Source organism: Chitiniphilus eburneus (assembly GCF_005048205.1).
Classification (GTDB): Bacteria; Pseudomonadota; Gammaproteobacteria; order Burkholderiales; family Chitinibacteraceae; genus Chitiniphilus; species Chitiniphilus eburneus.
In genome coordinates, this window is the sequence record NZ_SUMF01000039.1 from 15,573 (window position 1) to 27,654 (window position 12,082).

Consider the following 12,082-nt stretch of genomic DNA (forward strand, 5'->3'; position numbering starts at 1 on the left):
CGGACTAGTTCGGCTGCGAGGGCGCGACTGGCCTTTCGGCGAATGGGCGGGGCCTGGGCGCGGCCATAAGCTCGAAGGCAACCTGTCCTAAAGAGCATGCCGCCATGAGCCACACCGCCGAAACCGTTCCCCGTGGTGCGATCCGGGTGCTGATCGCCAGCACGCTGGCGTTCACCATCTGTTTTGCCATCTGGATGATGTTCGCCGTGATCGGTATCCCGATCAAGGAACGCCTGGGGCTGAACGAAACCGAGTTCGGCCTGCTGGCCGCCATGCCGGTGCTGACCGGCTCGCTGGTGCGCGTGCCGCTGGGCATCTGGACCGACCGCTACGGCGGCCGCATCGTGCTGTTCCTGCTGATGCTCTCCACCGTGCTGCCGATCTGGCTGATGAGCTATGCCACCGTCTACTGGCACTTCCTGGTGCTGGCGTTGTTCGTCGGCCTGGCCGGTGGCTCGTTCTCGGTGGGCACGCCCTACGTGGCGCGCTGGTTCCCCAAGGGGCGCCAGGGGCTGGCGATGGGGGTGTTCGGCGCGGGCAATTCCGGCTCGGCGCTGACCAAGTTCGTCGCCCCCGCGCTGATCGTCGCGGCCGGTAGCTGGGTGATCGTGCCCAAGGTCTACGCGGTGGCAATGCTGGTCACCGCGCTGCTGTTCTGGTTTTTGTCCGACAGCAAGCCCGAACACCGCGTCAAAGGTGGCGCTACCCTGCGCGAGCAATTGCACATGCTGCGCGACCCGCGCGTGTGGCGTTACTGCCAGTACTACTCGGTGGTGTTCGGCGGCTATGTGGCGCTCGCCCTGTGGATGACCAAGTACTACATCGGCGAATACGGCTTCGACATCAAGCTGGCCGCGCTGCTGGCTGCGTGTTTTTCCTTGCCCGGTGGCGTACTGCGCGCGGTGGGCGGCTGGGTGTCCGACCGCTATGGCGCCTATCGCACCACCTGGTGGGTGATGTGGGTGTGCTGGGTGGCGTTCTTCCTGCTCAGTTATCCGCAGACCCAGTTCACCGTGCTGACCGTCAACGGCGCCCGCACCTTCCATATCGGCCTGAACGCCGGGGTGTTCACGCTGCTGCTGTTCGTGGTCGGCATCGCCATGGCCATCGGCAAGGCGTCGGTCTTCAAGTTCATCTCCGACGAGTTCCCGCACAACATCGGCGCCGTGTCCGGCGTGGTCGGCCTGGCAGGCGGGCTGGGGGGCTTCGTGCTGCCCATCCTGTTCGGCGCACTGCTCGATCTGACCGGCATCCGCAGCAGTGCCTTCATGCTGCTGTATGGCACCGTGTGCGTCAGTCTGGTCTGGATGCATTTCAGTTTCCGCCCCGAGCGGCTGGTCGAGGACCAGCGCGCCCTGGCGGGCCAATCCGTTTGACGGTGCGGCCTGCCGGCCGCGCCATTGCCCAGGAGTCTGTCCATGTCCAGCTATGTCCTGAAACGCTGGGAGCCGGAAAACCCCGGTTTCTGGCAGGAAAGCGGCGCCCGCGTCGCCAATCGCAACCTGTGGATCTCCATCCCCGCGCTGATGCTGGCCTTCAGCGTATGGATGCTGTGGAGCGTGGTAGTGGTCAACCTCGACAAGGCCGGCTTCGCGCTCAGCAAGAACCAGATGTTCTGGCTGACCGCGCTGCCCGCGTTGTCCGGCGCCACGCTGCGCATCTTCTATTCCTTCCTGGTGCCGATCTTCGGCGGGCGGCGGTTCACCGCGATCTCCACCGCCAGCCTGCTGATCCCCGCCATCGGCATGGGCTTTGCGCTGCGTGATCCGACCACCAGCTATCCCACCTTGCTGGGGCTGGCGCTGCTGTGCGGCCTGGGTGGCGGCAATTTCAGCTCCAGCATGGCCAACATCAGCTTCTTCTTCCCCAAGGCGAAGAAGGGCCTTGCCACTGGCCTGAACGCCGGCATCGGCAACCTGGGTGTGAGCGTGGTGCAGTTCGTGGTGCCGGTGGTGATTTCGGTCGGCATGCTCGGCGCGCTGGGCGGCGCGCCGCAGCAGTACCTCAAGGATGGAACGCAGGCCAGCATCTGGTTACAGAACGCCGGCTTCGTCTGGGTGCCCTTCATCGTGGTTGCCAGCCTGGCCGCATGGTTCGGCATGAACGACATCGCCGACGCCAAGGCATCGTTCATCGATCAGGCGGTGATTTTCAAGCGCAAGCACAACTGGCTGATGTGCTGGCTCTACGTGGGCACCTTCGGCTCGTTCATCGGCTTCTCGGCCGGGCTGGCGATGCTGACCAAGGCGCAGTTCCCCACGGTCGATCCCACGGCCTACGCCTTCCTCGGCCCGCTGGTGGGCGCGTTGACGCGGCCGGTGGGGGGCTGGATTTCCGACCACCTGGGCGGCGCGCGCGTCACGCTGTGGACCTTCGTCGGCATGATCGGCGCGGTGCTGGGCGTGATGCACTTCCTGCCGCAGGCGGGGCAGGGTGGCAGCTTCGTCGGCTTCCTGGCGATGTTTATCGTGCTGTTCGCGCTGTCGGGCATCGGCAACGGCTCCACCTTCCGCATGATCCCGGTGATCTTCCTGACCGAACGCCAGCGCGCGGCGGCCGGGCGCGGCGAAGCGGCGCAGAAACAGGCGCAGATCGACGCCGGCAAAGAGGCCGCTGCCGTACTGGGCTTCTCCGCCGCCATCGGCGCCTACGGCGGCTTCTTCATCCCCAAAAGCTTCGGCTCATCGCTGGCGCTGACCGGCAGCGTGGATGCCGCGCTGGTGTGCTTCATCGGCTTCTACCTCAGTTGCGTGCTGATCACCTGGTGGCATTACGCCCGCCGCAACGCACCGATGCCTTGTTGAGGTTGTGGTGGAGTAGGGCTGGGAGACGTTGCAACCCCACACCTGGAGCCACAGCGGACACCGAGAGCACGGAGATGCATGGAGAAAACCAGAACGAGGGGCAAGCCTCATGCCCCATCGGTTTTGCCTTTCTCCGTGCCCCCTCTGTGTCCTCGCTATCCGCTGTGGTTCAAGGTCTGGGGTTTTCCAATATCCACCCCGCCGAACTCCCCCAACCGGCCTAGTCCTCTTGCAGCGGCCGCCCCCCGTCTTCCGGCGAATGGGCCGCGCCGCCGCTGCGCCTTACGCTGACTGCATTCCATCGGCAGTCGTGGCCGCCTCCCGGGCGGCCGATACGGAGAACAAGCAATGAGTCACTTTCTGGATCGACTGAAGTTCATGTCGCGCGTGCAGTCCACCTTTTCGGATGGCCACGGCGCGGTGGTGGACGAGGATCGCAAATGGGAGAACGGTTACCGCTCGCGCTGGCAGCACGACAAGATCGTGCGTTCCACCCACGGCGTGAACTGCACCGGCTCCTGTTCCTGGAAGGTCTATGTCAAAAATGGCCTGATCACCTGGGAAACCCAGCAGACCGACTACCCGCGTACCCGGCCCGACCTGCCCAATCACGAGCCGCGTGGCTGTCCGCGTGGCGCGTCGTATAGCTGGTATGTGTATTCGGCGCAGCGGGTGAAATACCCGATGATCCGCAGCAGCCTGATCGAAATGTGGCGCGAGGCGCGCCGCACGCTGGACCCGATCGCCGCCTGGGCCGCGATCAGCCAGGACCCGGAAAAATCCCGCCGCTACAAGAGCGAGCGCGGCCAGGGGGGCTTCGTGCGCGCCGACTGGGATACCGCCACCGAGATCATTGCCGCCGCCAACGCCTTCACCATCGACAAGTTCGGCCCGGACCGCATCATCGGCTTTTCGCCGATCCCGGCGATGTCGATGGTCAGCTACGCCGCTGGTGCGCGTTACCTCAGCCTGCTGGGTGGCGCCTGCCTGAGCTTCTACGACTGGTATTGCGATCTGCCGCCAGCCAGCCCGCAGACCTGGGGTGAGCAGACGGACGTGCCCGAATCGGCCGATTGGTACAACGCCACCTACCTGATGGTGTGGGGTTCCAACGTGCCGATGACGCGCACGCCGGATGCCCACTTCTACACCGAGGTGCGCTACAAGGGCACCAAGACCGTGGCCGTTTCCAGCGACTTCGGCGAGATGGTCAAGTTCGGCGACATCTGGCTGGCGCCCAAGCAAGGCACCGACGCCGCGCTGGCGATGGCGATGGGCCACGTCATCCTCAAGGAATTCCATCACGGCGGTAAATCCGATTACTTCCGCGATTACGCCAAGCAATACACCGACATGCCGATGCTGGTGCTGCTCAAAGAGCGCAACGGCTGCTGGGTGCCCGACCACTTCCTGCGCGCATCGCACCTGGCCGGCAACCACGGCGAAGCCAATAATCCCGAGTGGAAAACCCTGGAAATCGACGCCACCACCGGCGATCTGGTCGTGCCCAATGGCACCATCGGCTTCCGCTGGGGCGAGGGCAAGGTGGACGACGGCGCCAAGGTGGGCCGCTGGAACCTGGAACAGAAGGATGGCGGCAGCGGCCGCGAGGTCGATCCGCTGCTCAGCCTGATCGACAGCCGAGACGATGTGGCCAGCGTGGGCTTTCCGTACTTCGGCGGCGAGCACGACGAGCTGCTGGTGCGCAACGTGCCGGTCCGGCGCCTGGTGCTGGCCGACGGCGGCACCGCGCTGGTTGCCACCGTGTACGACCTGCAACTGGCCAATTACGGCATCGACCGTGGCCTGGGCGGCGGCAATGTCGCCACCAGCTACGACGACGATGTGCCCTACACCCCGGCGTGGCAGGAAAAGCACACCACGGTGAAACGCGAACTGGTGATCCAGGTGGCGCGCGAGTTTGCGCAGAACGCGCACGACACCCACGGCAAGAGCATGGTCATCGTTGGCGCCGCGCTGAACCACTGGTACCACATGGACATGACCTACCGGGGCATCATCAACCTGCTGATGATGTGCGGCTGCGTTGGCCAGAGCGGGGGCGGCTGGGCTCACTACGTGGGCCAGGAAAAACTGCGCCCGCAGTTCGGCTGGGCCCCGCTTGCCTTCGCCAGCGACTGGTCGCGCCCGCCGCGTCACATGAACGGCACCAGCTTCTTCTACGCCCATACCAGCCAGTGGCGGCATGAAAAACTGCACGTGGATGAAATCCTCGCGCCCACCGCCAATCGCGGCTACTACGACGGGCTCAGCCTGATCGACCTGAACGCCAAGTCCGAGCGCATGGGCTGGCTGCCGTCCGCGCCGCAGTTGCAGACCAACCCGCTGCAAGTAACCGCCGCCGCCGAAGCAGCCGGCCAGGACCCGGTGGCCTATGCCTGCGCCCAGCTCAAGGCCGGCACGCTGGCGATGAGCTGCGACGACCCGGATCACCCCGCCAACTTCCCGCGCAACATGTTTGTCTGGCGCTCCAACATCCTGGGCTCCAGCGGCAAGGGCCACGAGTACTTCCTCAAATACCTGCTCGGCACGCAGAACGCGCTGTTCTGCGATGAAAGCGATACCGTGCGCCCCACCGAAGTGGCGTACCGCGAGCAGGCGGCCGAGGGCAAGCTGGACCTGCTCACCGTGCTGGATTTCCGTATGAGCACCACCTGCCTGTACGGCGACATCGTGCTGCCGACGGCCACCTGGTACGAAAAGGACGACCTCAACACCTCGGACATGCACCCCTTCATCCACCCGCTGTCCGAAGCCGTGCAGCCGCTGTGGGAAAGCAAGACCGACTGGGAAATCTACAAGCTGCTGGCGAAGAAATTCAGCGAGATCGGCGGCCCGTACCTGGGCACGCGCAAGGACCTGGTGCTGACGCCGCTGCTGCACGACACCCCGGGAGAACTGGGCCAGCCACTGGAACCGCGCGACTGGAAGCACGGCGAATGCGACCTGATCCCCGGCAAGACCGCGCCCAACATGACCGTGGTCGAGCGCGACTACCGCGACATCTACAAGAAGTTCACCAGCGTCGGCCCCTTGCTCGACAAGCTGGGCAACGGTGGCAAGGGCATCGGCTGGGATACCAAGCACGAGGTGCGCGAACTGGCCGGCCTGAGCCGCACCGTGACCGAACCCGGTGTGAGCGAAGGCCGCCCGCGCCTGGACAGCGCCATCGACGCCGCCGAGATGATCCTCACCTTTGCCCCCGAAACCAATGGCCACGTTTCGGTCAAGGCGTGGGAGGCACTGGGCAAGATCACCGGACGCGACCACACCCACCTGGCACTTGGCCGCGAGCACGACAAGATTCGCTTCCGTGATGTGCAGGCGCAGCCGCGCAAGATCATCTCTGCGCCCACCTGGTCCGGGCTGGAATCGGAGGAAGTCAGCTACAACGCCGGCTACACCAACGTGCATGAGCTGATCCCCTGGCGAACCATCACCGGCCGCCAGCAGTTCTACCAGGATCACCGCTGGATGCTGGATTTCGGCGAAAGCTCGTGCGTCTACAAGCCGGCGATCGACACCAAGACCGTCACGCCGATGCTGGGCACGCACGCCAACGGCGAACACGAGCTGGTGCTCAACTGGATCACACCGCACCAGAAATGGGGCATCCACAGCACGTATTCCGACAACCTGCGGATGCTGACGCTGAGCCGTGGCGGCCCGCACGTGTGGATTTCCGAGGTGGAGGCCAAGCAGGCCGGCATCGTGGACAACGATTGGGTGGAGGTCTTCAACCTCAACGGCACGCTTACCGCCCGCGTGGTGGTCAGCCAGCGCGTACCGCAGGGCATGTGCCTGATGTACCACGCGCAGGAAAAGATCGTGAACGTGCCCGGCGCCGAAACCAGCGGCAAGCGCGGCGGCATCCACAACTCGGTCACCCGCGCCGTGCTCAAGCCCACGCACATGATCGGCGGCTACGCGCAGCAGGCGTATGGCTTCAACTACTACGGCACCGTCGGCAGCAACCGCGATGAATTCGTGGTGCTGCGCAAGATGAAGAAAGTGGAATGGCTGGAAGGGCCAGCACGGGAAGAGGGAAAGGGAGAAGGGTGACGGACAGGCCGGCCAAGCCGGCCACTCTTTCCCTTCACTCTTCCCATCTCCAAAGGAGACATGCAATGAAGATACGCGCACAAGTCGGCATGGTGCTGAACCTCGACAAATGCATCGGCTGCCACACCTGTTCCGTCACCTGCAAGAACGTCTGGACCAGCCGCGACGGCGTGGAATACGCCTGGTTCAACAATGTGGAGACCAAGCCTGGCATCGGCTACCCCAAGGAATGGGAAAACCAGGAAAAGTGGCAGGGCGGCTGGGTGCGCAATGCCGCCGGCAAGCTGGAGCCGCGCCAGGGCGGGCGGATGAAGATCCTCGCCAATATCTTTGCCAACCCCAACCTGCCGTCGATCGACGATTACTACGAGCCGTTCACCTACGACTACGAGCACCTGCAAAAGGCGCCCCTGTCGCAGACCCCGCCCACCGCGCGGCCGGTGTCCGTGCTGACCGGCAAGAAGATGGACAAGATCAAGTGGGGCCCGAACTGGGAGGACGACCTGGGCGGCGAATTCGCCTCGCGCAGCCGCGACGCTCTGTTCGAAGGCGTGCAGAAAGAAATGTATTCCACCTTCGAAAACACCTTCATGATGTACCTGCCGCGCCTGTGCGAGCACTGCCTCAACCCGGCGTGCGTGGCATCGTGCCCGTCCGGCTCGATCTACAAGCGCGAGGATGACGGCATCGTGCTGGTGGACCAGGACAAATGCCGTGGCTGGCGCATGTGCATCTCCGGCTGCCCGTACAAGAAAATCTATTACAACTGGCAGAGCGGCAAGGCCGAGAAGTGCACCTTCTGCTTCCCGCGTATCGAGGCCGGCCAGCCCACCGTCTGCTCCGAAACCTGTGTCGGGCGCATCCGCTACCTTGGCGTCATGCTGTATGACGCCGACCTGATCGAACAAGCCGCCGCCACCGAGAACGAACAGGATCTGTACGAAGCGCAGCTCAGTGCCTTCCTCGACCCGCACTCGCCCGAAGTGATCGCCGAAGCGTTGCGCCAGGGCATCGCGCAAAGCTGGCTGGACGCCGCGCAGAAATCGCCCGTCTACAAGATGGCGGTGGACTGGAAGGTGGCGTTCCCGCTGCACCCGGAATACCGCACGCTGCCGATGGTGTGGTACATCCCGCCGCTGTCGCCGATCCAGAGCGCCGCCGAAGCGGGGCAGATGCCGCATAGCACCGTGGGCGACAGCATCATTCCCGATGTGAAAAGCCTGCGCATTCCCGTGCGCTATCTCGCCAACCTGCTCACCGCCGGCAAGGAAGAACCCGTTGTCGCCGCGCTGGAACGGATGATTGCCATGCGCGCCTACAAGCGCGGCGAAAGCGTGCACGGCCAGGGCGACGCCACCTTGCTGGACCCGGTGGGCCTGGACCCGGCTACCGTCGAAGAGATGTACCAGGTGATGGCCATCGCCAACTACGAAGACCGCTTCGTCGTGCCGAGCAGCCACAAGGAAGTGGTGGAAGACAGCTTCAACGAAAAGGGCAGTTGCGGCTTTACCTTCGGCAATGGCTGCTCTGGCGGCACTTCGCCCGGCTCGCTGTTCGGCAAAAAGCCCGAAGGCAGCGTGATCTTCATCGACATGCCCAAGTCGCGCCGCCGCGCGGCCGACGGCGCGTAGAGGAGGGGACATGAGCCTGTATCGCATCCTGTCCGCCCTGCTGAGTTATCCCGAGCAGGAACTGCTCGACGCTCGTGACGAGATCGCCGCCGCGCTGGACGAACACCCCGACGCACGCGACGCGCTGCAACCCCTGATCGCCTTCCTGGCGCAGCACCGCCTGATCGCCTTGCAGGAAAACTACGTTGCCACCTTCGATCGCAACCCGGCGCACTCGCTGCACCTGTTCGAGCACATCCACGGCGAAAGCCGCGACCGGGGCCAGGCAATGGTCGATCTGCTGGAGGAATACCGCCGCCACGGCGTTGAACCCGGCGCGGCCGAACTGCCCGATCACGTGCCGCTGTTCCTCGAATTCCTCGGCCTGATCGACGCGGACGAAGCCGAAACGCTGCTGGGTGACGCCATCCACGTGCTGGCCGCCATCGGCCGGCGCCTGGCGCGCAACGAAAGCCCCTACGCCACCGTCTTCGCCGTGCTGTGCACCCTGACCGATGTCGTACCGCAGGAACAGACCGACCCGCCGGTACGCGACATGGACGAAGCGCTGGAAACCTTCGGCCCCGGCGCTGATGGCGTCGAACCGCTGCTCAAGCCCCAGCCGGGCGGCACCCATACCGTGCATTTCCACCCGAGAGGCCAGCATGCGAACGCACGATGCGCCGGTTAGTACGGCCCGGTTCCCCACGCAACACGGCGGCATCGCGACCGACATGGCGGCGAGGGCGGGGGGAGTGGGTTCGAGCAGATGGAGCCGTTGCTGGCACTCCACTCATCCTGAGCACCCGGCTTTGCCGGGGGCACGACAGCACTTTCATTCACCTCTGGGCGTGAGTGGCCGGAACAGGTATCGAGTGCAACGAGGCTCCCTCGCAGCGGCGAGGGCGGGGGGAGTGGGTTCGAGCAGATGGAGCCGTTACTGGCACTCCACTCATTCCGAGCACCCGGCTTTGCCGGGGGCACGACAGCACTTTCATTCACCTCTGGGCCTGAGTGGCCGGAACAGGTATCGAGTGCAACGAGGCTCCCTCGCAGCGGCGAGGGCGGGGGGAGTGGGTTCGAGCAGATGGAGCCGTTGCTGGCACTCCACTCATCCTGAGCACCCGGCTTTGCCGGGGGCACGACAACACTTTCATTCACCTCTGGGCCTGAGTGCCCGGAACAGGCTCCAAGGAGTCACGCCATGAACGGCCTGCACTACTTCGTCTTCGGCATCTATCCCTACATCGCCCTGGCGATCTTCATCCTGGGCAGCCTTGTCCGCTTCGAGCGCGAGCAATACACCTGGAAGAGCGACAGCTCGCAGCTACTGCATCGCGGCCAGCTACGGCTGGGCAACATCCTGTTCCATATCGGCATCCTCGGCCTGTTCTTCGGCCACCTGGTCGGCCTGCTCACCCCGGTGGCGGTGTGGGATGCGCTGGGCGTCACGCACAGCTTCAAGCAGATGGTGGCGATGGTGGCCGGCGGCGTCATGGGCGGTATCTGCCTGATCGGTCTTGCCATCCTGCTGCATCGCCGCCTGAGTGACCCGCGCCTGCGTGCCGTCACCCGGCCGGGCGACAAGATCCTGCTGCTTTGGATCCTGATCACCCTGCTGCTGGGGCTATCCACCATCTTTGTTTCCGCCAGTCACCGAGATGGCCATGAAATGGTGCTGCTGATGAACTGGGCCCAGCACATCGTCACCTTCCGTGGCGGAGCGGCCGACTTCATCGCCAACGCGCACGGCCTGTTCAAAGCCCACCTGTTCATGGGCATGACGCTGTTCGTGATCTTCCCCTTCACCCGGCTGGTGCACGTATGGAGCGGCTTCGGTTCGGTGACCTATCTCGGGCGCGCCTGGCAACTGGTGCGGCCGCGCTGACCGGATACCACCTCGGAGCGGGCCGCCGCCCAGGCTCCGTTTTGGCAGGGTGCAACGCACCCTGCTTTTTTTGCGCCTCGATCGAGCGCCGGCATGCTGGAAGAGGTGGCGCATCCGGGCCACCCCGTACACGAAAATTGCTGTCAAAATGCTGACGATTTGCCGGTGCTTTCTCATCCAGTCGGTAATGGTCATGCCCTTGCCCAGTGGCTGGTACCACGCAAGCGGTGGCCCCCACCTACCGCTTGCATTCGGCGGCACCTGGCCCGCAAAAGGGCGCCATACCTGGCCAAGCGGCGAGCAGGGTAGGGTGAGACGACTTACGCCCCGATGCCTGCCGACGCATCCAAACCCTACCTTGGGGTAAACTGCCAAATTGTATTTGTAAGAAATTGAAGTAGTTTTTCTATAAAAATCTGTTGATGTGTGTAAAAAAGCACAGGTATAGTCGGCGCTTCCGACTGACCGGCACAGGACAGCGGCACCACTGGGAACACGACCGTACATGTCGCGATGCCTCGGCATCGACCCAGGAGATCGACCGATGCACCGTACCGCCATCCCCCTGCTCACCGCCTGCCTGCTCGCCCCCCTGGCGTGGGCCACCCCACCGCTGCCCGAATGGCGCGAAAGCGACGGTTACCTGATCGGCGTGGTCGTGCAATACCAAGGCCAGACCTACCGCGCACTGCAATCGCACACCGCGCAAAAAGGCGCCAACTGGAACCCCGCGTCCACCCCCGCACTATGGCAACTGCACCATGGCCCGGTACAACGCTGCGCCCCCTGGCAAGCTGGCTACAGCTACGCCCTGGGCGACCAGATTCGTTTCGAAGGCGACTACTACCGTGCCCGCCAGGCGCATACCGCGCACCCCGGCACCGAATGGCAACCGCCGCGCGTGCCCGCACTCTGGCAACCAATCCAGCAATGCGAGCCCGTCACCCCCATACCGGGCAACACCGACACCATCAACGGCATCAAAGTCCCGCCCGATCCCGGTTCGGCCGGCCGCAAAACGCTGGCCGGCATCGACGCCGACCAAGACGGCGTGCGCGATGACGTACAGCGTTTTTTAGCGCAGGAAGTGGGCAAGCACCCGGCGCGGTTCAAGTACGCGATGGAGATGGCGCGGATTACGCAGCAAAAGGTACTCACTGCGAATGGCAATGATCGTGACCTGGCTAAAAGCTTGGCCACTCAATGGGGAATGGCATTGGATTGTTTTTATGGAACCTACAAAGACTCCACAGAAGATTATGAGTGGCGATTGCAGTTTTCAAAGAAGTCGACTGCGCTAAATTACAACACTCCCGAGCGGATGGAGAGTTATGTTAAATATGGTGAATTGCTGAGTGGCCGGGTGATTTCCTCTCCGCTTAAGATGCAGTGCGACTGAGGGTGGATAAAATGAAACTCCATATCACGTTGCTCATGTTTCTCGTTTCCGCAAATAGTTGGGCGGCTCTGAATCAATGCGACCAAATTCCCCACGTTATGCATATAAACGGCATTACGACTCAGCCTGATGATGCAACTACAAACAAGAAAATGCTTCAGGAAGCCTTGGCGCAGGAACTCGGCCATCCCGTCCCCACCGACCTCGCCTACAACCAGACTCACGGCTTCTTCGCCGACATCGCCCAGACCTTCTATCAGCTCAGCCAGCAAAACCCCGACACCGCTCCCGAAAAAAT

The 12,082-nt window shown here is 63.7% G+C and carries 7 protein-coding genes and 1 pseudogene; all 8 read left to right on the plus strand.

The features are described 5' to 3' along the window. Positions 1 to 104: 104 nt before the first annotated feature. Positions 105 to 1,376: an MFS transporter gene (locus FAZ21_RS18495; RefSeq protein WP_136774910.1), complete on the plus strand. Its 1,272-nt coding sequence runs from the start codon at positions 105 to 107 to the stop codon at positions 1,374 to 1,376. A gap of 42 nt (positions 1,377 to 1,418) precedes the next feature. After that, entirely contained in the window at positions 1,419 to 2,804 is a 1,386-nt protein-coding gene (locus FAZ21_RS18500; RefSeq protein ID WP_136774911.1) for a NarK family nitrate/nitrite MFS transporter, read from the plus strand. Positions 2,805 to 3,152: 348 nt separating this feature from the next. After that, the gene (locus FAZ21_RS18505; protein ID WP_136774912.1) at positions 3,153 to 6,887 is read left to right on the plus strand and encodes a nitrate reductase subunit alpha; all 3,735 of its coding nucleotides are present in this window, start codon (positions 3,153 to 3,155) and stop codon (positions 6,885 to 6,887) included. Between the two features lie 65 nt (positions 6,888 to 6,952). Further along, positions 6,953 to 8,518, plus strand: a complete 1,566-nt coding sequence (gene narH, locus FAZ21_RS18510) for a nitrate reductase subunit beta (protein ID WP_136774913.1) — start codon at positions 6,953 to 6,955, stop codon at positions 8,516 to 8,518. Positions 8,519 to 8,528: 10 nt separating this feature from the next. Next, positions 8,529 to 9,188: a nitrate reductase molybdenum cofactor assembly chaperone gene (narJ, locus tag FAZ21_RS18515; RefSeq protein ID WP_136774914.1), complete on the plus strand. Its 660-nt coding sequence runs from the start codon at positions 8,529 to 8,531 to the stop codon at positions 9,186 to 9,188. Between the two features lie 513 nt (positions 9,189 to 9,701). Next, the gene (narI, locus tag FAZ21_RS18520; protein WP_136774915.1) at positions 9,702 to 10,385 is read left to right on the plus strand and encodes a respiratory nitrate reductase subunit gamma; all 684 of its coding nucleotides are present in this window, start codon (positions 9,702 to 9,704) and stop codon (positions 10,383 to 10,385) included. A 544-nt stretch (positions 10,386 to 10,929) separates the two neighbouring features. Continuing rightward, positions 10,930 to 11,784 carry a carbohydrate-binding protein gene (locus tag FAZ21_RS18525; protein ID WP_136774916.1) on the plus strand — a complete coding sequence of 285 codons (855 nt, stop codon included), beginning with the start codon at positions 10,930 to 10,932 and terminating at the stop codon, positions 11,782 to 11,784. Positions 11,785 to 11,795: 11 nt separating this feature from the next. Further along, positions 11,796 to 12,082: pseudogene (locus FAZ21_RS18530) on the plus strand (hypothetical protein); the annotation flags it as partial.

Excerpts from the sequence above, each read along its gene's own strand:
- FAZ21_RS18505 (WP_136774912.1), top strand. The coding sequence starts at position 3,153 with ATGAGTCACTTTCTGGATCGACTGAAGTTCATGTCGCGCGTGCAGTCC.
- FAZ21_RS18495 (WP_136774910.1), top strand. The coding sequence starts at position 105 with ATGAGCCACACCGCCGAAACCGTTCCCCGTGGTGCGATCCGGGTGCTG.
- FAZ21_RS18525 (WP_136774916.1), top strand. The coding sequence starts at position 10,930 with ATGCACCGTACCGCCATCCCCCTGCTCACCGCCTGCCTGCTCGCCCCC.
- narI (WP_136774915.1), top strand. The coding sequence starts at position 9,702 with ATGAACGGCCTGCACTACTTCGTCTTCGGCATCTATCCCTACATCGCC.
- narJ (WP_136774914.1), top strand. The coding sequence starts at position 8,529 with ATGAGCCTGTATCGCATCCTGTCCGCCCTGCTGAGTTATCCCGAGCAG.
- FAZ21_RS18500 (WP_136774911.1), top strand. The coding sequence starts at position 1,419 with ATGTCCAGCTATGTCCTGAAACGCTGGGAGCCGGAAAACCCCGGTTTC.
- narH (WP_136774913.1), top strand. The coding sequence starts at position 6,953 with ATGAAGATACGCGCACAAGTCGGCATGGTGCTGAACCTCGACAAATGC.